Raw genomic sequence first — 23,124 nt, 5'->3', positions numbered from 1 at the left:
TGCTCCGGTTTGAGCTGGTACAGATGATGTGCCTGTCCCGGTATTTCCCTGTCCCGGTATTTCCGGTATTTCCTCTCTTTTCAGAAAGTACAATATTTTCAGGCCACTAACTGAGTCAATGGAGCGTTTAATTGGTTAAGAAAATGTACTCGTGGGGAGAGGATGCCCTGATTTATTTATGTTGAGCCTGTGTAGATACAGTGAGGCAGGGATTACAGAGAAATCCCATGAATGCGTTGCTTATTGAAGTGCTGTTTGACCCGTTGCAATTGTTTTGGTGGGCCAATCCACAGGCATTTCTTCTGTTCCAGATGAGTACACAGCTTGAGACATTCAGTTTGATTGAGTGAAAGGCGCGAGAGGATATCGGGTTGGTGAGGGTTAATGTACCCTGGTTTATCCTCCCGGATTTGCCGGCCGGCATAGTCCACCCATTCCAGATAATCCATTAATCGGAAAGGGATGCCTTCCGATTGGCTCTGATGTTCGTAACCGATAAAAGGAAATAGCCCGGAAGGGGTGGGCTGGTTTTGTGCAAGGCTGTCGAGCCGTCTTTTGACAGACGTATGCTCAGAAGTTTCAGGCGTGGGATTTACCTTCGCCCTAACGGGGTTGAGGTCAACATAAGTCATGGCGGTCAGCAGTGCTTTTTCATCCAACAATGCCTGAGATTTAAATCGCCCCTCCCAGAAATGTCCGGTGCAGCCATCTTCCTGATTGGCTTGTTTCGCAATCTCGAAATTGAGCTCTTTCATCAGCCAGCTCAGTGAATACAGGCGCTGCCGCCAGATTTCAATCAGCGCTTCGCATCGTTTGGTTTCACCCATGCTTAATGGTTCATGTAAATAACGCTGAATCAATGTGGGGAGTTGATGTTCAGCTTCCCAGCGCTCAATCACTTCGGTGTGGGTGAGTTGTTCGGCTTTGTTTCGATTCAGATGCACTACCAGATGATAATGATTATGCATCACGGCATAAGCACAGATATCAATGCAATAGACTTTTGCCAGTTCCAGAATCCGGTCTTCAACCCACTGACGGCGGTGTTCGTAGGACCTACCGGAGATTTCATCTTCTCCACAGAGATAAGAGCGCCGGACACAGCGGGAGATGCAGTGATAGTAAGGTGTCAGTTCAAGAGAGACTTTTTGTGCTCTGGGTGTGGTCATGGTGCGATGCTGTGGCGAATGATGCTATTGATTATGTCGGCTAGAGAAAAAATTGAAACCGATTTTCAGGGGTGATGGTGAGCGATGCGAGTCATGACTTGTTCTCAATGTAATCTTGCTGTTGAACAAGTATGACAGTTTGTGTGTAGGCTTAGGGTGCATGTCCCTGTTGTCTTTGCCCTGTTGTCTTTGTCCTGTCTTATCCCTGTTGTCCTCTTAATAACTAAAAAAGGGACTGCGCAAACCACAGTCCCTTTTCACCATCTGTCTCTATATATTCAAGCGATTAGGAATCCACCATCACCAGCTTCGGGTCACCGGCCTGCATATAAGCCTGACGTCGTCGCCCCGCCTGTTCACTGTAGGTGTCTGATAAAATCGTATCCACAAAATACCAGGTCGCGTTTGCCTGTTCCGGTGTTAATTCCAGAAGCAGATAACCCCGTTCCAGCAAGTTGGTATATTGTAGTCCACTAACCATTCCGGTAATGGCGTTCTCATATGTTTCCGCTTCAGTGGCACCAAACCCTAAGTAAACTTCCATTCCGGGCGAGCTGACCGAACTGGTGGCAAATTCAACTGCTACGGCATCACCACCAGAATCGGTAATGTTATTCGCCCAGGCGTTGTGAGTATCTCCCGCCACAATCACAGTATTTTTATTCAGAGATTTCAGCGTTTGCAACAGAACTTCACGTTCGTAGCCATAACCGTCCCACGCATCAAGATTGTATGGAATATCCGGCAGATTGAGCAATGCCAGTACTTCATCGGTCAGTTTATCCTGATTGGCCGCAAGATAAGCCAGTTCTTCATCCGTTAATGTGGTATCACCTGCTTGCTGTCTGGCTGCCAGCTGTGCCAGCTCACCTAACGTTGCGTAATCCGTCACCGACATCTGGCCAGTCACTATTGCTGCCGGTAAATTCATGGTTCCCATTAATACCTGCTGCCCCAAAACCTGCCAGGTGGCTGTTGACGTGGTCAGTTGCTGCTGTAACCATGCCAGCTGTGTCTGTCCTAACATCGTCCGGGTGGAATCAGCCAGTGCCGCAGCTAAGCCCGTCTGGTCGAAGTTGCCGCTGCTATCAATATAATCGCTGTAACTCAGCTGTTTATCCCGCGCCAGCAACCGGGTATCAAGCATGTGTAAGTCCACCAGATTGCCAAAGCTGAAACTGCGATAAATATCTTCATGATCGCCTTCCCGCCAGGGGCGGATGGGCAGCCATTCAAAATAGGCCTGTGTCGCGACTTCTTTCCTTGTATCGTAGTCACCTTCCCCATCATTATGGTTTTCTGCACCATCCTTCCAGGCATCATTGGCGACCTCATGATCATCCCAAACGGTGATAAAAGGTACTTTGGCATGAATTTTCTGCAGGCTGCTGTCCGTTCGGTATTGTGCATAACGGGTCCGGTAATCACTCAAGCTCAACAGTTCCGTCGCAGGCAGAACTTCTCGTCCCATAGACGCAGCATTATCACTGGCATAACCGCCCCGCGGATATTCATAGATATAATCGCCCAGATGCAGCAATGCATCCAGATCATCACGCTGTGCGGCTAAATCAAACACATTGAAATAACCGGCAGGGAAATTCGAGCAGGAAACCACCGCTAATTTCACCGAACTGATATCCCCTTCCGGCAGGGTTTTCGTCACACCAGTGGTGGAGGGAACATCATCGACAAAAAAGCGATAGTAGTAGCTTGTTCCGGCTTCAAGCCCGATAGCATCAACTTTGATTGTATAGTCTCGTGAATCATCCGTGAATGTACTGCCATTGGTGACGACCTGAGAAAACTCCGGGTCAGTTGCCACTTCCCAGGACACCTGAACTTTCCCCTCCTGCTCCGGTGTGACCCGGGTCCACAAAATCACAGCATCGGTGAGCGGGTCACCACTGGCCACCCCATGTTGAAAAGTGGCAGAAACTGTATCGTTATTACTTTGACTGTTACATCCCATCAATCCATAGGAAATAACAGCAGCACCAAATCCTTTAGCTGACAACTCCAGGAAACGGCGACGAGAAATCGAATTGCTCATCATATATTCCTTGTCTTTATTTTTATAATCGAATGAAAAATTCTCCGATATGAAAATGACAACGGCATGACATGAATATGAAAAGCTCCGGAGTCATAACGTCTGTCCGTTTATTTTTTTGTGTGCAAAAATGTTTTAATTGCCAGAAAGACAAGTAAAAAACGCATAAGTTGTGTTTTCTGAAGTGCCTGTCCCCTGTAAACCCCTGTCCCCTGAATGTGAAGTGCCTGTCCCTGTAAATACCTGTCCCTGTAAATACTTAGTGGGGTTACATCGAAGGCCGAAGGCCAGGCTATTCATTTACCTGATTTAATGATAATTTTATTTGTTCTGCAACGCCCGGAAAGGCAGACCGTCGTTCACGTCAGTGAATCAATTCCCAGCCATATCTGCCCATGCGTTTTGTTTTATCTGAAGCAAGATTCAACATCAAAAGGAGTATCAATGGATATCGTGAAAGCCAGCCTGAATGAACTGGATATTGTGACACCGCTGTTTGATGCGTACCGCGTTTTCTATCATCAGGAAAGTCATCCTGAACGCGCCCGTGAATTTTTGGCGCAGAGAATACAAAACCAGGAATCCGCGATCTTTGTTGCGGTCGATCGCGATGGAAAAGGGGCCGGGTTCACACAGCTTTATCCTTGTTTTTCATCGGTCTCTGCGGCCAGGATATGGATTTTAAATGATCTGTTCGTGGCACCGGACTACCGCGGTCAGGGGATTGCCCGGCAACTGATGCAGACCGCTAAAGCCATGGCCGTTGCCGATCAGGTAAAAGGGATCGCCCTGGAAACGACGACGGATAATGTGAATGCCCAAGCGCTGTATGAATCTTTAGGCTATGTCAAAGAATCCGGGATGTATCATTATTTTCTGACCGTGTAAGGGTTCCCGAAGTAGCATGATGGCGCCCGGTGCGTGTTTGATGAACATGAACAAGGCCTTCATGATGGAAGGCCTTGGCGGCGGGTTTCTTGCGTTTAATAATCACTCAGATTGCCATTGCGATTTTGTTGAAAATCGTCCATGTTGGAAAACCAACGCGTGCGATTGCCCCAATAATGGTCGAGGGTCATGAGTGTTCTCAGGCTCTGATGTTGAGCTTCAATCTCATAGTTAACCTCTTCGACGCCTTGTTGTCGCCAACGTTCAAGCAGGGATTGGTGGATCAAGAACGTCGATGAATTTTGGCCGAGCTCAATACACACCAGTAAGCGTTGATCGCTTGGCGTGTCGTTAAAACGAGTCTCAAAGCGATGATGAAAAAACACTTTATGGAATGACAACGCCGTGAAATGGGTATGCAAATGGCCCGCCGCATCATAAACCTCAGTTGCAGAGCGCGTGATACCCAGCTTGTCAGAAAATTCAAGTTCGTCTGCGAGTTCATTGGCGACCAACAACGTGTATTGACCTGAGCAGGTTGAAATTTGGGGCATACGCAGAGGTTGCCCCCCAGTGCGGCGGTTCAGGTTCTCTACCTTATCTTTTCCACTTTCTGGCTTAAAGCGCACCACTTCCTCACCGAGAAAAAGATGTGGGCGGGAACGGTTTTCGCTTATGGGTTGCCAAATAAAATCATACTCATTTAAAAACGCATAGGGATCGCCGTCTTCATCGGCATACACATCACCGAAGTAAATCAGCTGAAGTGGCAGATACTCACTCAGAATGCCTTGCATATCAATCATCTTCATTTCCTCATGTGCAGTTTATTGGCGCTTGATTTTACGGGTCATATGGCGCTGATAGTCTTGCCAGCACTCAAGCCCTTCTGACGTTAAGTCGTCGAGTTCGATCGTTTGGCGATCAATGAATGACAAGTTGCCTTCGTGGACAAATTGTTCAAAAAACATCTCTTCCAGAAACACCGTTTGCAGTTTTTTATTGTGTGTCGTGTGGCGACGGAAGAGGTTTGTCCAGCTGAATTTACGCGGCGTTGACTTGCAGCAAAACCATTGGATCCAGCGTAATTGGGTGGCGGGATCTGGCTCCACAAGGATTTGTGGCAAAATCTTAGGGGCTTCCTTCGTATAATAGTACGGCGGTATATCGAACTGTTTTCGATCCACTTGATGATGAGTGAGGTGTTGGTATTGATCAAAGCTCATCTCACCATCGAGGAAGCGCAGCGTTGAATCACTGAGTGTGTTGATATCGACATCGTGTTTATCTTTTGCTACAGCAGACATGATCTCACGGACGACGATGGGACGAAAATCGCGTAGCGGCGTGTTGAGTTCAGGGTGTAAACGATGAACGTTGAGATAGAAATAATCACGCGCATAAGAAGAGAGCTTATTGATCGCTAAATTCCACTGCTCACGTGCATCCTGGTCTTGTTCCGCATACCGATGAACTAATGTTTCCAACTCACTCTCTTCATATTCGATGGCAATACTGATGTGAAATGCACTGAGGTCAGCCTCGGAAATCCCCATATCATGTAATGCTGTAAAGAAGGTATTACGAAGTTCCGGAGCGGCAAATCCCCGGAAAGATTTTCGGTAAAAGCGTGACATACTGTCGATAGTCGCCTGTGGCGCTAAGGCCATACTCAACAGGATGACACGTTTGGCCACATCATCCTGATTGACCTTGTATAGCCAGTAGCACGTCGCAAGCATTGGCCTGAAAATGCCGATTGAAGAGAAGAGATGGTATTTTGTCTGGATCACACCGATAGTGGCGTGGAAGTCTCTGGCCATGTCGTACTTGAGTTTTGATTTTAGCTCATCAACCACCGCGGCAAAACCATCGTTGTTTCCGCCGAACAGCCACGCCTTTAGTTGCTTGGGTTGATGGCGGCAATCGTGTTCAATTTGCTTATAGACATCCTGGTATAATCCCTCACTGACCCACTGAAGGAGAGTGTCGGTGTCGTCATTGGCACGTCCTGCATCATGGTCCTGGCTGAGCAAAATAGCACCGATTAAACGACAGAGCGTCTGTTGTTCCTCATCATCCCGTTGCCACAGTGAGTAGTTATATGCGTGGCGGTTCGCGCCAAATACACGTTCTATCTCTTGATAATCTTCGTGATCACATGAGTAGAAGTTATCCAGTGAATCGATGATTTGGTCAATGTGCTTTTGAGTGCGCGGGGAAATCGCGTTGTCTTGCGTTTCCATTGGCAGCGTGTATCTGCGTTCAAACTCAGAGGCACTGAGGCACGCAGTTGCTTCGTCTTTGACGAGAATTTGCCGCCATTTTTTGGGGAGGTCTTGCTGATCAAACAGGTGGAAGAAAATATCCAACACGCGTAAAAAACGTTGTTGATTTTGGCAATCGTGTGGGGCCGACAATAATACCTGATACAACGGCCTTAAAATATCCGTCAAATTCGCCAATATCTCATGTTGTGGTGGCACGCTGCCATCATGACAGCTACGCAGCAGGTGGCGGTAAAAACCCGGGCTATGGCGTTTCGCGTGTAAGACAACCAAGACTGAGTCCAGATCGAGCAGACATGCTTCTAATGTCAGTGGCGCATCATATTTTTCGGTTAACTCAGGCTCTGCGTTTAACTCGGTCTTTCCGTTTAACATAGGCTCTCCGGTTAACACATAATGCCACAGCATTTCACCCTGAGGCAGGTGAACAATGAAAGGGAAGAGCTGCTTTAACGGGGCTGCTATGTGTTCGCCGTGAGCCTCGGGAGGGGGCGTTTCCTCCTCTGCATTCTGTTCTTCAGCAACAAGGCGGGCTTCCCGGTCCGCCTCGACGTACTGGTTAATACCTTGCCAATGGTGGGTATCGCAAAAGTCATTAATCGCTACGGGATCGGTTGTCTCCAAGAGGGCCAGCAATTGGGTGACGTTCCATCGATAGGTGTCTTCTGCATGACCTATACAGTTATGTCGAAAGAGTGACAGTTTGGCTTGATAGCCTTGCCGGGTCAGGATATCAGTCAAGTCATGGGCAACAAAATTAGCGTTTTGATAATTGCAGAACAGGTGACAAAAACGCAGGTTTTGCTCAAGATAGAGCCAGTTTGAGGCTTCACAGTGGTTTTGTTCCACCACTTGCTGATAAGCAGCATCGATCACATCTTGCGTGGCATCGCAATATAGCAAAACCAGGCACGGATCATCATAGCTGTTAAACTGTTTTAAAACGGTTTTTACTGCCTCAGGTATTGGGTGAAGAGGGGAGGCACTCATGGAATCGATCATGGATAAGCTCATTATTAATTAGAGGTCTCTGTGCGTTGTTCTGTATCTGTCAACTTCCCCATAACCCGCGCTATATGCTGAGCGAATCAGGGAGAACCCGATATAAAGCAATTACGTTATACCGAAACACAGATCGTGCGTCTACCGGTGCACGCCACAAATAACTTTATATGAAACTTGATTTATATAAAGTTGCGCTCTATCATTCCATTGATCCTTTTGATTAATTGATGGAGTATCCATGAAAATTAACTTATTGTTTCCTTTAGTATTTTCTCTAACTTCAGTCAGCTTATTGGCACAAGCCAATGAATATCATTACCTCAATACGAAAACCGGTTGGTTTAAATTCGAGTCCCCTCTGGTATCCATGAGGCTTGCAGGTAGTAATGACAAAAGTGTTGAGGAGGTTGCGACGAATAGTCAAGCGTTCCGGGCGCTGGGATGGTATAACAGGGACACACTTGAAGTTGAAGAATGGACGATGAACGGAGAAGGAAATTATATAGATCACCTATGCTCTGATGGATACATTGTGTCATCGTTATATTACTTTAATGATGGTGACGATAGCATTGAACAATTTCGATGTAGAAAACTACTGAAACAGTCAGCACAAATTTCTAATGGCAATGTCAATATTTTAACGCTGAAGTCTAATGGTGTAACGAATTCTTATGATCTTCAAAACAACCGAACTATTGGTTGTGGTGATAATGAATATATTGTTGGTTTTCAGTATAAAGATGATGGTGATGATTACATCACTAAAATATACTGTAAAAATTATTCATATGTTCAATGAAGTAAACTGAAAAGTTCATCAGATATTCCTTATATTAAGTTGAAAATTTACTCATGTATTTAATTCAATGACTAAGAATGATGTGAATCATTGATATATTTTTTACAGACAATATAGTCTGTATCTCATATACGCATTCTTTCGCCCTGAGCCATATTCAGGGCTTTTTCGTATGCGTCTAATTAAGTAATAAACTATTGTGTCTGTCCCGATAATCGTTAACAGTGGCAACTATCCTGACATAAGGGGGTACACCAGATTTGACTATAGCTCCCTTTATATTTAATGGGTACGCACCACCAGTTGCAGCGCACGCACCCACTTACCGCCAAAAACATTAATCACCAACCCGAATGCAATAATTATTACACCGAAAATCTGTTGCAGATTTAATTGTTCTCCGAGCAACAACATTGCACTCAACAGCCCGAAGACAGGAACCAGCAGCGAAAGAGGTGCCACCAAAGAAGCTTCGTAACGGCTCAGTAAATAGCTCCATCCTCCATAGCCCACAATCGTAGCCAGGAATGAAAGATAGCCAATTGAAAAAATATTATGCCACTGAATATGTTGCAACGAGCTGAGGATAGCCGCCTCTCCTTCAATACAATAAGATGCGATGGCAAAAGCAATGGCTGGTATAGTCGCACTCCAAACGATCAGAGACATAGTGGTAAACTGAAAGCTCTTCGTAATCACTTTATTGCTGATATTTCCCAGTGCCCAGCAAGTTGAAGCGCCCAAGATCAGCAGCAGAGTAAACCAGCTAAGAGACGTTGTATCATGTCCCTGAGCACCAGCTAATACATAAATTCCATAACCAGCTACTACCATCGCAACCAGGTGATGTAAACGAATACTCTCTTTAAGAAAAAGAGCTCCGAACAGCAGTGTAATAAACGCCTGAGCCTGTAACAGTAAAGATGCAAGGCCCGCCGCCATTCCAGCATGAATAGCCCAGAACAATAAAGAAAACTGCCCGAAACTGATGGTCAATCCATAGATGATCAACCATTTCAACGGCACTTTTGGCCTTTCAACAAAAAAGATTGCCGGAATTGCTACCAAAAGAAAACGCAGTCCCGCTAACAAAAGCGGCGGCATCCCCTGTAAGCCAACTTTGATGACAACAAAGTTCACTCCCCATACCAATACAATTGTAAATGCTAACAATCGATCCCTGAAAAGCATAAAAACTCCTTTTTATACAACCAAATTTTATTTATTTTTAATAAACGGTATGCAATAAATAATCAACACTTATCAGTGTTTCTGATAAAAATATTGGACGTTGCGGTGGGCCACAACCAATCGCTTAATAAACTCTTAGGCTCCCATATGAATGAAGCTATGATAGTTGAATACTTAACTGATAGTGATGGTAGTACCAGGGATATTACATTTACTCCGGCAACTTTGGTCTGTGTCGAAGAATTCTTAAAGCAGTTTTTAGATGCATTTTACGATGGTGAGCTTCTGGACCAAGATGGTGAGTTAGTGGAGTTATCTTCGCGAGATGTGATGTCTTACGTGAAAGAACGTGAAGCGGGTTGTATTCACGGCCAACTCAAATCCAGTGATAGTTTTGTAAGCCAGGTTCATCTATTTCTAGATTGGCCTGAAGACGAAGAAATCGCTATTGAAATATCATACTTTCCAAGCGACCTTACCGATGGTTTTACAACTTCACTATTTTTCGATACGTTGAACCAATGGTGGAATGTTCTACAAGCCAATGAGGTTTTTGTTCGGTATGAAAATGTGAGTTGGGAGCTTTATAATCCCGATGGGCCGGGAGTCTTTTATCATGCAACCAAAGCCTGACAAGCGCATGTTGTCGGACTGGTTTTTCGCTGCGCTCCAAAGCAATCACAAATGCGGGCATTATATGCTATGAAAGTATCTGAGCTACAAGAAAAATTTATAGACGAACTTAACATGCTTTTACCTGAGTGGAAGTTTGTAAAAAGAGATCGTCATTTTAAGCTGAACCACCATGGTGTTATGTGGTTTTTCCATATTTCATGCGTTAGTCATGATTCAGATTTTGATGCGATTGGTGATGTGGCTCTAGAGTATCTTTCAGGCAAAAAGCGTATGTGTATTATCGGTGCTGAGCTTGGAAATATCAAAGGTTCAGGTCAAATGAGATTTCCAGTTTCTTCATCTGATGAGGCGGCCAGATCAGCAAAGAGCCTATATGAATTTTTCGTAGAGGTGGGGTTACCTTTTTTAAATAAATACAGTGACCCTAATGAAGTTGTAACTACGCTGAAACGTGGGGGCCACGAGGCAATGTTAATCAGTCCTTTTACTGATCAACATGAAACACAAATTAATTTAATGTGCCATGAATATAAAATCAGCATGTAAAAGACAGTGACAGGACAGGCACCGTCCCTTGCCAGTTCATTGTTTTATATCCGTTCATCACGCAACCGCCATAAAAACCATAGACATTTCCCCGTACCCCGGCCAAACTATCCCAATCATTCACTCACCCGGCTTTTCAATCTGTTATGAAAACCTCACTCGACCATCTTCCTGAACGAAAACAGCATGAACTGGCTCAGATCTCAACCATTCTGCGCGATACGCTGGATGACTATCTGGTCGGGAAGCCGGGAACGAAGCGTGAGTTTAAAATTCATAAAATCATTCTGTTCGGCAGCAATGCCAAAGGCGGCTGGGTGAGCGATATTCCTAATGGTTATGTCAGTGATTACGACATTCTGGTGATTGTGAATGCGCATTAAAATCAACGGGGACATGCACCCTAAGCCAAAAATCAAAACGTCATACTGATGAAGAACGAAGTATGTAGATAACAGGGACAGACACTACATCGGTTGGTGGTACAGGTCTGAGTGGGTACACATGAGGTGTCTGTCCTTGTAAATATCACAGCCTTTCAGGGTTTCAGATATCCTGAAGAGATATAAATAACTGACCAACAGGCACTTAAAAAACGCATGATTCGTATTATCTGAAGTGCCTGTTCTTGCCCAATTGGTTCTCACTACAACCTATATACCAAAAAGTGTCATAGTATATGTTTATATATTGCTGTACATACTACAAAGTAAATTATTGTAAATATTATTGGACTGTATTTTAGGCTTAGTAGTCCATAAATGTATCTGTGTTGATGTGTATACATTTTAAGTATGTCAGGGAAGTTATTTTTTTGCTCAATATCCTCAAGTACTTTTCTTGGAGATAAAGCGATATATCCATAATAGTAAAATAAATAAAACCAAACTAAGTATAATAATATTCCTCCAGCTAATATTATTCCATTGTTATGTTGCAGTGCATAAAGAGCCGCTGCCATTGACGTTGGAATAAAAACCGTAGTGATACTCCACAGAATATTATGGCATGTTCTCAGCCATTGGCTTGCTTCTTTGTATATATCTCTGTCATTGATATTACTTTGATAGTCAGAGTATTCTGGGTGATCATCTTTCATTTCAATATCTGTATTCATTGCCCCAGCCCCATGTTTGTCATATGTAAACTATGAAAATGGATTAATTTGAAATTAGACGTAAAACTAAAGATGTGCAAGAGGTGGTAAATAGCTTCTATTGACCATCACAAAGAGAAAAACATAAAAACAATACAAATATGTTACATAATAATAACGTGCCTGTTTTTGTTATTGTTTTTTATATATATTTTTTCTGAACAAGAAAGAGTGTATGTTAAATTAATCAATTATTAGTAATTATTTAATAAATGATTTCATACAAAAATGTGATGATTATCATGAAGTGAGACTTTCCCAAAATGTTCTTAACTTGTCTGAGACTTCATCTGCTTTCTCTAAGAAAAATTGGTGGTCGGCTTCTTCTACCATGATGAGCTTTGAGCTTTTTATTTTGCGGCTAATTCTTTTAGAATTTTCAGGATTAACATGACGATCATTGGCTCCTGTCATTACAAGCACAGGTATAGTAAGTTGTGCTAAAGGTAACGATTTTGAGAGAAATAAATCGATGGCTCTCTTCTGGAAGATTGCTTGTTCTACATCAGCAGGGTGGGAAGTACGAAGTTTTAGTATTTCTTGAAAAAGTTCTTGCTTCTGCTTAACGACCTTGGGATGAACTGTTGCCTGAAGTATAATATTTGATCTCAAAGGCTCTTCAAGAGCAAAACTTGTACGAAGTTCTTCTTCTGTTGTTTGTGGTATAGAAATAAAATCATCGCCACCAGAACTCGTGCATAATAATGATAAACTTTTCACTCTTTCTTTGGCCATCAGGGCTAATTCTTGAGCGATGAATCCACCCATTGAAATACCAGCAATATGAAAGGTAGTTAAATTAAGTGCATTGACGACTTCGAGAGCATCATGAGCGAGATCTTTTATTTCATAATTTTTATAAGCAGGTGAACTTTTTCCAGTTCCGCGGTTATCAATAAGGACCATATTAAAATCACGACAGAGTTGTTCTGCTAACCATAGAAAATTATAATGGTCACAGCCAAAGCCACTTAAACAAATTATTGAATTTCTACTAAAGTCAGGCCTGTTATGCCCATATATTACAGTATTAATTGTGATATGTTGGTTTAAAGTAAATTGCTCTTCTGTAAAATATCTCATGAATTGCGTCCCAATTATGTTGATTTACTGGGTGTTAAATGTGTCTATGATTTATGACTCTATTGATTTTAGGCTATTTCACGCTGCAGGCATTAATAAAAGGATATTTTTTGAATATAGCCAAGCCAAGCCAAACGAACGGTGAGACGGACCTGTACCACAGTCAATGGGGTATCTAATTATTTTTTAAAGGGGAAAACTATAGGAGCCTACATTTTCAGTGAGCTTGATGTGACCGGTGAAAAGTGAATCAGGTGAGAATCCTGAACTGAGACAGTGACAGGACAGGCAGCGTCCCTTGCCAGTTCATTGTTTTATATCCGTTCATCACGCAACAGCCATAAAAACCATAGACATTTCCCCGTACCCCGGCCAAACTATCCCAATCATTCACTCACCCGGCTTTTCAATCTGTTATGAAAACCTCACTCGACCATCTTCCTGAACGAAAGCAGCATGAATTGGCTCAGATCTCAACCATTCTGCGCGATACGCTGGATGACTATCTGGTCGGGAAGCCGGGAACGAAGCGTGAGTTTAAAATTCATAAAATCATTCTGTTCGGCAGCCACGCCAAAGGTGGCTGGGTAAGCGATATTCCTAATGGTTATGTCAGTGATTACGACATTCTGGTGATTGTGAATGCGCAGGCACTGGCCGATGAAGATATCGTCTGGCACAAAGCGGAAGAGCAGATTGAACGCAAAGTCAAAAGCGCGCCGCTGGGCTTAATTGTTCATACATTACAAGACGTGAACGAACAGCTGCAAAAAGGTCACTACTTCTTTAAAGATATCCGGACCGAAGGCATTTTACTGTTTGATGCCAATAAAAAAGCGCTGGCAGAGCCGGGCGATCTGACCGAAGCAGAGCGGCGGGAGATTGCGCAGGGGCATTTTGATCACTGGTTTGAAAGTGCAAAGCGATTCATTTTCTTCTTCGAACAGTCCCTCACAGAGAAAAAGTGGTTCAACGAAGCGGCATTTAACCTTCATCAGGCCACGGAACGATTCTTCGCATGTACGTTGCTGACCCTGACCAATTATCTGCCCAAAACCCACAATATCGAAAAGCTGAAAAAATACTGCGCCGAACAGGAGATAGCGTTCGCAGACATCTTCCCGATGGATGACAAATTCCACCGCCGCAGTTTCCGTCGCCTGCAACGGGCGTATATCGATGCGCGTTATTCGATGCATTATGAGATCACTGAAGAAGAGCTGGTTTATCTGGCCTCCGAAGCAGAAAAGCTGAAGGGATTAGTGGAAGGCGTTTGTTTGCAGCGTCTGAAGCGTGATTAATTCAGAGTCGGATCCGGTTTGTTGCCCGATGCGCTTCTTCGGTTTTTAGATCTGGATCAGGTAGGTTGCGCGCCTGCCTTTGTTGGTTTCTTCAGCTTGATCGAACGCGCCCCAGACGGTTTTTTTCCTCGTTCCCACGCTCCGCGTGGGAATGCATACCGAGCCAAAAATTACCATGATGACCCTTGTTCCCACGGTCCTCCGTGGGAATACTTACCGAATATAAGCATCATTGATATAAAGGTGTTGCAAATTCATCTTTGCTAATATCCATCATGATAATATCAACAAAAACCACAAAAATTATGTGCATTTTCAAAGTATCAACTTTAAATGATCAAGTGCATTTGAATTACTGGGTATTTGGTCCATTCTATTTATTGATGAAGGGAGAGTTGTGGCATTTTAAGGGATGTGGATTGACGTGAGATTATGTAAGGGATAAATATGTTCAAATTTTTATCGGAATGATTTTTATATTTCTACAGTAGCGTAATGTGTATGTACCTTTTAGTGGTGGTCATTCATGCACACTTTACTTCCAAAGTGTATTTAGAACATCGACAGTATCTATATGATAAAAACAGATAGATATGGTGTTTTAGAATAAAAGTGTGCCCTGTGTGTCAAGTGGCTTTTGAGCACGCACAATATACAAATGTTGCATGTCAAGGAGATATCGTGGCTTTTACGAAAAAGTTAGAATTTGGGAATTACACTCTAAAATTTGGTGAAGATAATGTTCTTCTGGATCTTTTTCATGAAGTTGTAATGCCCTCATTTCATGAAATGAAATATATAAGAAGATTAAAAGATAAAGGTGAATACTTTTTTATAGATAGCAAACTGGTTACGCTTGATAATAATCCAGATGTACCTGTTTTGGGGATCTCAGGAAAAATAGTTAAAAATACCAAGCTCAAACGAGATCAGATATATCGTGCCGATGGAGGACTAATTGAGGATCAAAGCGAGCTTGAAACAGCTCCAAGTTCAACTTTTTTACTAATTCTAAACACTCATCGATTGATTCTTTGTAAAGAGGTAGCCGGCGCCCCATCTATCCAGAATTTTCACAGTACGAGTCAATACTGCTTAAAACAGCAGCACAAGATATTTCTTGAAAGTGAGTTTGAAAAGGCTAAGCAAATAAAGGAAGAAAATCCTGATGCCGAACGAATAACGAAGAAAGCTTTAGTAGGTAAGTATCCATATCCTGTTCTACGCATCACGCCACTATCAGACAAAGAGTCTTTAAAGAATTTTGTAACAAGGTTAAAGCATATTGATAAAGTTTCTATTAAGTTGCTTTCTACCAACAAAGAAGAAATTGATAATGATGATTTTTGGTCTGACTTTGGTCGTCGGCGTGAGGAAATGAATAGTAAGAGCGCAAGAGTGGAGTTCTCTAACCCTAAAGAGGGGCTGGAGGGAGATGAAGTCTTCGAGCAGGCCAGAGCTGCTTCAGGTCTAGGAAATTCTGAGGTGAGACTTAAAGGCTATGATAAGCAAGGCGATACAATTAACGGGAGCAACGATGATTTTAGTTTAACCGTTGAATTGGAAGAGTTACCGCGCAATGCGGAACGAGCTGCAACAGTTAAGTACGAGCAATTTAGGCACCTAGTGGATGGGAATGTCATTAAACTACCTGATTTGGCTGATGAAGTTATTGCTAAAATAGTTAGCATATTCCGTGGGTTATAAAGTGAGCTACTCTTTTGAAGATAAAGAATTAACCAGCGAAAAATCGCTCTGGGACGTATATAAACTTTCTCGAAGGATACTACCAGGTAAGTTTCAAGTCATATTTGTTCTCTTAACGATGTTAGCTCTTGGTGTCAATGCATTTGTATTGGTGGTTGATGACAGCGTCATTCTTAGAGATGTTAGAAAATGGTCTGAATACGGGTTCAATTTTAGTATAACCACGTTAGGCTTTTTGATTGCTGGCTTTACAATTTTTGCTACATTATCAAAACCGCAAATGATGCTGGCAATGATGGAGCACACAAACAAAGAAACTGGGCTTCGAACTTTGAAGTATAATTTCTTTACTTTTATGAAAGTCTTTATTGCATATATTGCGATTTCTATAGTCTATTTATTGGTGATAATTCTTGGTCAGGCTGATGGATTTATACCGAATTTTGTAGCGCTATTGCCAAATGGAGATTGCGTAAAGAGCATTCTGATAAAAGTCTCTTATGCACTAATTGGAAGTAGCTTCGTATACTTACTTCTACTTCTTAAATCTTTTGTGTTCAACATTTATGCAATAGTTATGAACTTTTTAAGGTGGGAGTACCATGAAGGTTGATCATGTAACAAGTCAATTAACTTCGCGCCTTCGGCGCCGGACGCAGCAAAGCTGCGCCGGTTATTGAGGCATTAGGCGTAAAAAGAAGCTTGGTAGTTTAGATTCCGAGGAAATATTCAATGGCACCTACGAATTCTGGAAGGCGCACATTCTCTTTCGCGGGAGGTGAACAACTCACCACCATTGGCACTACTTTTTTCGTCTCGTATCTCTATCATCAGCATGTTGATTCTGGTCATAAAAACCAAAGATTCCCGCATTAGAAAAATACTGAGGACAGACACCTAAAAATCAGACATTGCGCCTCTAATTCCCGCCTCCGGCAAACACCCACCCCAACATTGACAGACATCATAGGCAACAACCACTTCACTGTGAGAGACTGCCCCTTCGTTTAGTCCCTGGCACATCGTTAATGAGCTTGATGTGACCGGTGAAAAGTGAATCAGGTGAAAATCCTGAACTGTACCCGCAACTGTAAGCGGCCTGTTTGTTTTCAACACAAGACAAACGAAGCGCCCGCAAGTCAGATCCTGCTAAACGTGAATTCATCTACAGAACAGTCTGGGCGGGAGCACTCAGAGTCGTCTTATTCTGCGATTTCTCCTGCCCTTGTTGTCACTCAAACCGGTGATGTTTGACTGTTCGGTTGTTACAACATCAATATCGGTATCAGGGAATGTGTCCGTGGGAAAATTAAAGCGTTCAAAGCACCAGACTGAGCTACGCGGGGGGTATACCACGGGGGCGTGTGCGGCGGCGGCTGCGCGCGCGGCGGTCAGGGCGCTGGTGACGGGTGAACGCTTCACCGCCATTGAGATCCAGCTGCCAAACCGGGAGTGGGTGACTTTTCCGCTGGCCCGCCTTGAACCTGCTTTTTCTGAAGAAAATCAACCGGTAAACGAGCAGTTTGAGTATACCGAAGTCACGGCCGGAATTATCAAAGATGCCGGAGATGACCCGGATTGCACTCACGGCCTTGAGATTCAGTGCACCGCCCGCTGGCATCATGAAGCGGGCATTCACCTCAAAGGCGGGAAGGGGGTCGCAACGGTCACGCTGCCCGGTCTGGAGCTGCCGGTTGGTGAGCCTGCGATTAATCCGGTTCCCAGAGCGCATATTCTGGAAATGGCTCAGCTTGAACACAGTCAGATGCCCACAGCCATCCGCCAGCAGCCCGGTATCGAGCTGACCATCTCCGTCCCCGGCGGCGAAGAAGCCGCGAAACAAACCATCAGCGAGCGGCTTGGGCTGGTCGGCGGTATTTCGATTATCGGCACCCGCGGCACGGTGAAACCTTTTTCAACCTCGGCTTATGCGGCCTCGGTCCGCCAGTCAGTACACATTGCCGCTGCAAACGGGCTGCACCATGTGATCCTGACCACTGGCGGCCGCTCTGAAAAAGCGGCAATGGCTCATTTCCCGCAAGCCGGGGCAATGGCTTTTATTCAGGCCGGGGATTTCATCGGTGTCGGGCTGAGAGCCTGCAAGCGCTACGGCATCGGCAAGGTCTCACTGGTGATGATGATCGGCAAACTGGCCAAACTCACCTCCGGCCGGATGATGACCCATGTCTCCGGGCATGCGATTGATTTTCAACACCTCAGCCAGCTCGCCGCCGCAACCCATTATCCAGACGCTTTGTGCCAGCAAATCGCGCACGCCCATACCGGGCGACATGTCTTCGATCTTATGCGTGACCATCAGCCAGCGCCCTTTTTTACCCGGCTTTGTGAAACCGCCAGACAACATGCGCATCAGTATGTGGCTGGTGCCGTGCAGGTTCAGGTGATACTGATTGACTTTGATGGCACCCCGCTGGCGGATGCAGGCACAGCACCGGACGTTGACGAACAACAAACTATTGACGAACAACAAGCCTCAAAACAACCTTCAGGTGGAAGTCTTATGGACGCAATGCAACAAATGACCCGACAGGGGCGGGCCATCGAAAATGACTCGTTTGCCATTATCGACCATGAAATTCAGCAGTTTCACGGCGGTCATGGTTTTGACGAAACCCAGTGGCCGGTGGTGAGAAGAGCGATTCATACCACCGGTGATTTTGAATTTGCCCGGCTGTTTCACTTCAGTGACGGGGCGGTGCAGGCCGGGATTCATGCTTTACAAGCCGGTGCACCCATTATCAGTGATGTCACCATGATTATCAGCGGCCTCAGTGCCCAGCGGCTGGCGGTCAACCACAATCCGGCTTACTGCTTTATTGGCGATGACGATGTGATTGCCGCGGCCAAAGCCAGTGGCGAGACCCGCGCGGTCCGGGCGATGCAGAAAGCGCGCGACTTGGATTTACTTGACGGCGCGATTGTTGCCATCGGCAATGCACCCACCGCACTGTATGAAGTGTTGCGGATGGTGGAAGCCGGTGAGATCAAACCGGCGCTGATCATCGGTATTCCGGTCGGCTTTGTCAAAGCGGAATCCTCGAAACAGGCGCTGCTGGAACAGCACAATGTTCCTTACATTGTCAGCACCGGGCGCAAGGGCGGCAGCCCGATCGTGGTCTCGACCATCCACGCTCTGCTTTATCAGACGGTATCAGAATGATGACGAATATTGTGGTGATTGGTGTGCCGGAAGATGGCTGCCCGGGCTTAACCAGCCGCGCGGTCAACGCGGTGTCTCAGGCGCGGGTGGTGGCCGGGCATCCCCGCCACCGGCAATGGTTTCCTCAGTTTGAAGGCCCCTTTCTGGATATGACGCAGGGATTTTCAACCTGGCTGAATCAGGTCATCGAAGAAAGTGAAGAAGGGGGCGTCGCCGTTTTGGCATCGGGCGACCCGTTGTTTTTCGGCATCGGCGCCACGTTATTAAAAAAACTGCCGGCCAGTGAATTGTCTTTTATTCCAACCCTGAGTTCGGCGCATCTGGCCTTCACCCGGCTTGGGCTGCCCTGGCATGATGCGTGTTACCTGTCCTGTCATGGGCGCAGGTCCTCTGACCGCGATGCGTTACACGGGCTGGTGGCCCGGATGCAGCAGGGCAGCCTGTTTGCCATGCTGACCGACACGCACAACACGCCCCGGGTGATTGCCCGTCATTTGCAGGCTTATGGGGACAGGCACTGGACGCTCACCGTGTGTGAACAACTGGGCAGCCCCCATGAGCGGATCACCGCCTTCAGCGTCGACGACCTGGCGCAATGTGAGACGGTGTTCGACCCGCTGAACATGCTGGTGGCCCAAAGGGGAAGCGAGGCGCGCTGGGGCGGCCACGGGCAGTTCGCCGGCGATGATAGCTTTTTAAAACGCATGCCGCAAAAAGGGTTGATCACCAAACAGGCCGTCCGCCATCTGGCGCTCACGGCCCTGCGGATTCAGCCGGAACAGACCGTCTGGGACGTCGGCTCCGGCTCCGGCTCAATTGCGATTGAAGCGGCAAAAATGGCGACCCGGGGTCAGGTGTTTGCCGTGGAATGCAATCCCGCCTGTTTTGATAGTTTGCAGGCGAATTGCTTTGCGCACGGCACGGATAACGTGCAGTTGATCACCGGATCCGCACCGGGTGTGCTCTCTTCGCTGTCCGCACCCAACGCCGTGTTTGTCGGCGGCAGCCGTGGGGCGATGGCAGAGATTCTGAGCCAGTCATGGGCCGCGCTGCAAGATGGCGGCAGGCTGGTGGTGAGTGCGGTGACCATGGATACCGTGTCGGAAGTTTATCAGTGGGCCAAAGCGAACCAGCTACCGTTGGATGCGCAGGTCATTAATATTTCGAACACCCGGCCGCTGGCGCATTATCAGCGTTATCAGGCCGAGAATCCGATTCATCTCTTTTCGTTCATTGATAAAAAAGTACCTCTATACCCAAGCAACCTGAAGATGCATGATTCAGCGTGCAGCCGAAAGGTGCAGTTCAAGGAAAGGGAATGCAGGAATGTACCCACCTTTTAAATTCACTTGACGCAGAAATGTGCCTTTCAGCTCACGCCCTGCGGGTGAGTTTGTCTGGCTTTGATACGGCGTGACTGATTTTCAACGTAGAATGACTATGTTTTCAAATCAGTGCCTTGTCTCAAAGCCAGACAAATCTCACTGAACCCTGCATCTTCAGGTTGTTTGGGTATATAAACCGGTTTTGTATAAAGAAATTCTTAATAAAAAAAGCTCAAAGTAAGCGCCTTGAAGGAGTCTCATGAAGAACAATCAGTATGGTCAGTTGTACGCCGTCGGTGTCGGCACCGGAGACAGCGAACTGCTGACGCTCAAAGCTGCCCGCCTGATTCAGGAAGCCGATGTGGTGGCGATTCCGGAAAAAACCAAAGGCAAAGCCGACTCGTTTGCCTGGGAAATTGTTACCGGCGCGATTCCTGAAGCGGAGATCAAAGGCGAACACTGCTTTCTCCACTTTCCGATGACCCGGGATGCCACCGTGAATGTCCCGGCCTGGCAGGCTGCCGCGATGGCGATTCATGACCGGCTGCGGCAGGGAAAGTCGGTGGTTTTCATTACCGAAGGGGATCCCTCAGTTTTCAGCACCTGGAGTTATATTCAGCAGGAACTGGACGCCATCATGCCGGATGTCGTGCCGGTGATTGTGCCGGGCGTGACCTCAGTGACTGCGGTGCCGGCGGCGACCAAAATCTCGCTGGCCGAAGGCAAAGAGCGGTTTTGTGTCGTCCCCGCCACGTATGGTATCGGGTGTCTGGACCGGCTGGTCAAAGAATTTGACACCATTATGCTGATGAAAGCAGGCCGGATGATTGCCCCGTTACAGGCCCGGTTAAAAGCACTGGGGCTGGAAGAGTGCGCAACGTATGTGTCGCATGCCAGCACCGATAAACAAGAGATTTACCACAATCTGGAGGACGTGCCGGATGAGCATCGTTACTTCTCGATGGTGCAGCTCTCTATCCGCCAGCGCCGTGGTGTGCTGCGCGGCAGTCCGTCCGCTGCGTAGGGAGTAGGGATGATGAAACTTGCGATTTATGTGATAACTGTCGCGGGCGCAAAGCCGGGGGCGATGCTGAAAAAAGCGCTGCCGTTTAGCGACCTGTTTGTTGCGCCGGTGGCGTTGGATAAGGCGGATGAACCGGAAAAAGCAGCCCCCCTGACGTTGCCTCTGTCTGATTTTGTTGCTGCCCGTTTCAATCAGTACGACGGGCATATTTTTATTTGTGCCACCGGGATTGTCAGCCGGATCATCGGCCCTTTACTGCAAGATAAGCGCACCGACCCGGCAGTGGTTTGTATGGATGAGCAGGCCACATTCGCGATTTCGATGCTGTCCGGGCATCGCGGCGGTGCCAATGCGCTGACGGAACGGGTCGCGCATCTGGTCAAAGCCACGCCCGTGATTACCACCGCGTCTGACACATCGCAAACTCTGTCGGCGGATATGCTGGGCGCGCCGTTTGGCTGGACGCTGGACCCGGTCTCGGAACCCGCGTTGACGCCGGTCTCTGCCGCCATTGTCAACCAGCAACCGGTGATTGTGGCGCAGGAAGCGGGTGAACGGCATTGGTGGAAATATGACAAACGGATGCCCGCGCATTTGCTGACGCATACCACGCTCGAAGGTATCCAAAGTGAGGCGTTCAACGGCGCCATTTTGATCAGTGACCGGAAATCACCCGATCTGACCGGCTGGGACAATCAGCTGGTGCTGTGGCGTCCCAAATCGCTGGTGCTGGGGCTGGGATGTGACCGCAACACACCGCTGGCGGTGCTCGAAGCGGGCTTAGCCGCCTTTAGTGACCAGTTTAATCTGGCGTTAGAGTCGGTGCAGGCCATCGCGAGTATTGCGCTGAAAGCCGATGAACCCGGCCTGAATGCTTTGTCCCGCGACCGGCAATGGCCTTTTACCACCTATGAAGCTGAAGTGCTTGATGGGACCGAAGGGATTGAACACCCGTCAGATTATGTCAAACAGGTCACCGGCAGCAATTCGGTGGCGGAAGCGGCAGCGCTCAAACTCAGTCAAACCCGTCAGCTATTGGTGCCTAAATGGGTGTTCAAACAGGATGGTTTTCATATGACGGTTGCTTGCTGTCGCCGGGAATACAGCGAACCCCTGCGCAGGCACAAGCAGAAAAACTGGCTGGATGAGACAAAGCATAGCGGGCATTCGCATCCAGCGGATCGCCCCGAGGCTCAGCCCCGTGAAGTCAGAGTGAACGCTTACGGTAACGAGGTGGTGGAAGGCTATCAGTGTAAACCCAGGCATGTCGATTTAGATCGCCCCATGCTCTATCACACCCACCATATTCTGCTGTGTGAAGGCCAGCGATGTGCCAAAGCCGGAAGTAAAAATCTGGCTCATGATCTCCGGGGCATTTTGAAAGAACTCGGGCTCGCCACAGGACAACAGCGGATCAAAATCAGCCGCGCCATGTGCGTCGGTGCCTGCCGTAACCGCGCCACTCTGGTGGTGTATGAGCGCTCACGGCAACCTTCCGCCAATCATGGCCTGTGGTTGCGGGGCGTGGAAGCTTTGTCGATCGCGCAGTGGCAGGCGATCTTTGTGGCGCTGTCAGAAAATAAACCGCTGACACAGGTGCTTGAGGCGTCGTTTTTTGCGTGGGTTGAAGAACCGGAACCATTGATGAAAAAAACAAACATTGATGAAAAAACAAGCATTGATAAAAAAAAACGACAGCGATTGAAGTGCAGGCCATATCAGTGAAAGAACCCATTGCAGTGACTGAACATCAGGGTGCTGTGAATAAC

Annotated in this window: 19 protein-coding genes and 1 riboswitch; of the genes, 12 read left to right on the top strand and 7 right to left on the bottom strand. The window is 46.6% G+C overall.

Annotated elements, in window-relative coordinates:
- Positions 1-212 precede the first annotated feature (212 nt).
- Both OC443_RS25635 and OC443_RS25630 read right to left on the bottom strand, forming a co-directional pair.
- Positions 213-1,169 (bottom strand): transposase, encoded by a 957-nt coding sequence (locus OC443_RS25635; RefSeq protein ID WP_073579545.1) that lies wholly within the window; start codon positions 1,167-1,169, stop codon positions 213-215.
- A 286-nt stretch (positions 1,170-1,455) separates the two neighbouring features.
- Complete coding sequence (locus OC443_RS25630) at positions 1,456-3,225, bottom strand: alkaline phosphatase D family protein (RefSeq protein ID WP_200796867.1); 1,770 nt, start codon at positions 3,223-3,225, stop codon at positions 1,456-1,458.
- A 441-nt stretch (positions 3,226-3,666) separates the two neighbouring features.
- Here OC443_RS25630 and OC443_RS25625 point away from each other — a divergent pair, with 441 nt between their 5' ends.
- The gene (locus tag OC443_RS25625) at positions 3,667-4,110 is read left to right on the top strand and encodes a GNAT family N-acetyltransferase (RefSeq protein ID WP_073579547.1); all 444 of its coding nucleotides are present in this window, start codon (positions 3,667-3,669) and stop codon (positions 4,108-4,110) included.
- Between the two features lie 95 nt (positions 4,111-4,205).
- Here OC443_RS25625 and OC443_RS25620 read toward each other — a convergent pair whose 3' ends face one another.
- Positions 4,206-4,916, bottom strand: coding sequence for a hypothetical protein (locus OC443_RS25620; RefSeq protein ID WP_073579548.1), 711 nt, complete (start codon positions 4,914-4,916; stop codon positions 4,206-4,208).
- Between the two features lie 21 nt (positions 4,917-4,937).
- The gene (locus tag OC443_RS25615) at positions 4,938-7,400 is read right to left on the bottom strand and encodes a hypothetical protein (RefSeq protein WP_073579549.1); all 2,463 of its coding nucleotides are present in this window, start codon (positions 7,398-7,400) and stop codon (positions 4,938-4,940) included.
- Positions 7,401-7,641: 241 nt separating this feature from the next.
- Between OC443_RS25615 and OC443_RS25610 the strand changes: the two genes are divergently transcribed.
- Positions 7,642-8,205 carry a hypothetical protein gene (locus OC443_RS25610; RefSeq protein WP_073579550.1) on the top strand — a complete coding sequence of 188 codons (564 nt, stop codon included), beginning with the start codon at positions 7,642-7,644 and terminating at the stop codon, positions 8,203-8,205.
- 282 nt (positions 8,206-8,487) lie between these two features.
- Here OC443_RS25610 and OC443_RS25605 read toward each other — a convergent pair whose 3' ends face one another.
- Positions 8,488-9,396, bottom strand: coding sequence for an EamA family transporter (locus tag OC443_RS25605; protein WP_073579551.1), 909 nt, complete (start codon positions 9,394-9,396; stop codon positions 8,488-8,490).
- A gap of 147 nt (positions 9,397-9,543) precedes the next feature.
- Here OC443_RS25605 and OC443_RS25600 point away from each other — a divergent pair, with 147 nt between their 5' ends.
- From OC443_RS25600 to OC443_RS25590, 3 genes are all read left to right on the top strand, one after another.
- Positions 9,544-10,029, top strand: coding sequence for a hypothetical protein (locus OC443_RS25600; protein ID WP_143169189.1), 486 nt, complete (start codon positions 9,544-9,546; stop codon positions 10,027-10,029).
- 51 nt (positions 10,030-10,080) lie between these two features.
- On the top strand, positions 10,081-10,578 hold the full coding sequence (locus tag OC443_RS25595) for a hypothetical protein (RefSeq protein WP_073579553.1): 498 nt from the start codon (positions 10,081-10,083) through the stop codon (positions 10,576-10,578).
- 146 nt (positions 10,579-10,724) lie between these two features.
- Positions 10,725-10,961, top strand: coding sequence for a nucleotidyltransferase domain-containing protein (locus OC443_RS25590; protein WP_073579554.1), 237 nt, complete (start codon positions 10,725-10,727; stop codon positions 10,959-10,961).
- Positions 10,962-11,248: 287 nt separating this feature from the next.
- On the opposite strand, the gene OC443_RS25585 is transcribed toward OC443_RS25590, so the two are convergent.
- Together OC443_RS25585 and OC443_RS25580 are read right to left on the bottom strand one after the other, a co-directional pair.
- Positions 11,249-11,695, bottom strand: coding sequence for a hypothetical protein (locus OC443_RS25585; RefSeq protein ID WP_073579555.1), 447 nt, complete (start codon positions 11,693-11,695; stop codon positions 11,249-11,251).
- Positions 11,696-11,974: 279 nt separating this feature from the next.
- Positions 11,975-12,817 (bottom strand): alpha/beta fold hydrolase, encoded by an 843-nt coding sequence (locus OC443_RS25580; protein WP_073579556.1) that lies wholly within the window; start codon positions 12,815-12,817, stop codon positions 11,975-11,977.
- A 416-nt stretch (positions 12,818-13,233) separates the two neighbouring features.
- Here OC443_RS25580 and OC443_RS25575 point away from each other — a divergent pair, with 416 nt between their 5' ends.
- The 7 genes from OC443_RS25575 to OC443_RS25545 all read left to right on the top strand — a co-directional run bounded on the left by OC443_RS25575 (position 13,234) and on the right by OC443_RS25545 (position 23,080).
- Positions 13,234-14,118, top strand: a complete 885-nt coding sequence (locus tag OC443_RS25575) for a HEPN domain-containing protein (RefSeq protein ID WP_073579557.1) — start codon at positions 13,234-13,236, stop codon at positions 14,116-14,118.
- A 681-nt stretch (positions 14,119-14,799) separates the two neighbouring features.
- Positions 14,800-15,825, top strand: coding sequence for a hypothetical protein (locus OC443_RS25570; protein ID WP_073579558.1), 1,026 nt, complete (start codon positions 14,800-14,802; stop codon positions 15,823-15,825).
- A 1-nt stretch (position 15,826) separates the two neighbouring features.
- Entirely contained in the window at positions 15,827-16,438 is a 612-nt protein-coding gene (locus OC443_RS25565) for a hypothetical protein (protein WP_073579559.1), read from the top strand.
- 378 nt (positions 16,439-16,816) lie between these two features.
- A riboswitch (cobalamin riboswitch) is annotated at positions 16,817-16,993 on the top strand.
- A gap of 132 nt (positions 16,994-17,125) precedes the next feature.
- A complete protein-coding gene (locus tag OC443_RS25560; RefSeq protein ID WP_073579560.1) occupies positions 17,126-19,006 on the top strand; it encodes a cobalt-precorrin-5B (C(1))-methyltransferase in 1,881 nt (626 codons plus the stop codon).
- Positions 19,003-20,349, top strand: a complete 1,347-nt coding sequence (locus tag OC443_RS25555) for a bifunctional cobalt-precorrin-7 (C(5))-methyltransferase/cobalt-precorrin-6B (C(15))-methyltransferase (RefSeq protein WP_073579561.1) — start codon at positions 19,003-19,005, stop codon at positions 20,347-20,349. The genes OC443_RS25560 and OC443_RS25555 overlap by 4 nt, the downstream gene beginning before the upstream one ends.
- A gap of 241 nt (positions 20,350-20,590) precedes the next feature.
- A complete protein-coding gene (gene cobI / locus OC443_RS25550; RefSeq protein WP_073579562.1) occupies positions 20,591-21,355 on the top strand; it encodes a precorrin-2 C(20)-methyltransferase in 765 nt (254 codons plus the stop codon).
- Between the two features lie 9 nt (positions 21,356-21,364).
- Positions 21,365-23,080: a cobalamin biosynthesis protein gene (locus tag OC443_RS25545; RefSeq protein WP_073579563.1), complete on the top strand. Its 1,716-nt coding sequence runs from the start codon at positions 21,365-21,367 to the stop codon at positions 23,078-23,080.
- The last annotated feature ends 44 nt before the right edge of the window (positions 23,081-23,124 follow it).

Source organism: Vibrio quintilis (assembly GCF_024529975.1).
In the GTDB taxonomy this organism is placed as follows: domain Bacteria; phylum Pseudomonadota; class Gammaproteobacteria; order Enterobacterales; family Vibrionaceae; genus Vibrio; species Vibrio quintilis.
Note: the sequence above shows the minus strand (reverse complement) of the source record. Positions and strands in the feature narration are given on the sequence as shown.

What these genes read in the sequence shown, in the direction of transcription:
- OC443_RS25585 (WP_073579555.1), bottom strand. Translation starts at nt 11,695, where the DNA reads ATGAATACAGATATTGAAATGAAAGATGATCACCCAGAATACTCTGAC.
- cobI (WP_073579562.1), top strand. Translation starts at nt 20,591, where the DNA reads ATGAAGAACAATCAGTATGGTCAGTTGTACGCCGTCGGTGTCGGCACC.
- OC443_RS25605 (WP_073579551.1), bottom strand. Translation starts at nt 9,396, where the DNA reads ATGCTTTTCAGGGATCGATTGTTAGCATTTACAATTGTATTGGTATGG.
- OC443_RS25595 (WP_073579553.1), top strand. Translation starts at nt 10,081, where the DNA reads ATGCGGGCATTATATGCTATGAAAGTATCTGAGCTACAAGAAAAATTT.
- OC443_RS25610 (WP_073579550.1), top strand. Translation starts at nt 7,642, where the DNA reads ATGAAAATTAACTTATTGTTTCCTTTAGTATTTTCTCTAACTTCAGTC.
- OC443_RS25635 (WP_073579545.1), bottom strand. Translation starts at nt 1,169, where the DNA reads ATGACCACACCCAGAGCACAAAAAGTCTCTCTTGAACTGACACCTTAC.
- OC443_RS25630 (WP_200796867.1), bottom strand. Translation starts at nt 3,225, where the DNA reads ATGATGAGCAATTCGATTTCTCGTCGCCGTTTCCTGGAGTTGTCAGCT.
- OC443_RS25615 (WP_073579549.1), bottom strand. Translation starts at nt 7,400, where the DNA reads ATGATCGATTCCATGAGTGCCTCCCCTCTTCACCCAATACCTGAGGCA.
- OC443_RS25600 (WP_143169189.1), top strand. Translation starts at nt 9,544, where the DNA reads ATGAATGAAGCTATGATAGTTGAATACTTAACTGATAGTGATGGTAGT.
- OC443_RS25555 (WP_073579561.1), top strand. Translation starts at nt 19,003, where the DNA reads ATGATGACGAATATTGTGGTGATTGGTGTGCCGGAAGATGGCTGCCCG.
- OC443_RS25580 (WP_073579556.1), bottom strand. Translation starts at nt 12,817, where the DNA reads ATGAGATATTTTACAGAAGAGCAATTTACTTTAAACCAACATATCACA.
- OC443_RS25590 (WP_073579554.1), top strand. Translation starts at nt 10,725, where the DNA reads ATGAAAACCTCACTCGACCATCTTCCTGAACGAAAACAGCATGAACTG.
- OC443_RS25575 (WP_073579557.1), top strand. Translation starts at nt 13,234, where the DNA reads ATGAAAACCTCACTCGACCATCTTCCTGAACGAAAGCAGCATGAATTG.
- OC443_RS25625 (WP_073579547.1), top strand. Translation starts at nt 3,667, where the DNA reads ATGGATATCGTGAAAGCCAGCCTGAATGAACTGGATATTGTGACACCG.
- OC443_RS25545 (WP_073579563.1), top strand. Translation starts at nt 21,365, where the DNA reads ATGATGAAACTTGCGATTTATGTGATAACTGTCGCGGGCGCAAAGCCG.
- OC443_RS25620 (WP_073579548.1), bottom strand. Translation starts at nt 4,916, where the DNA reads ATGATTGATATGCAAGGCATTCTGAGTGAGTATCTGCCACTTCAGCTG.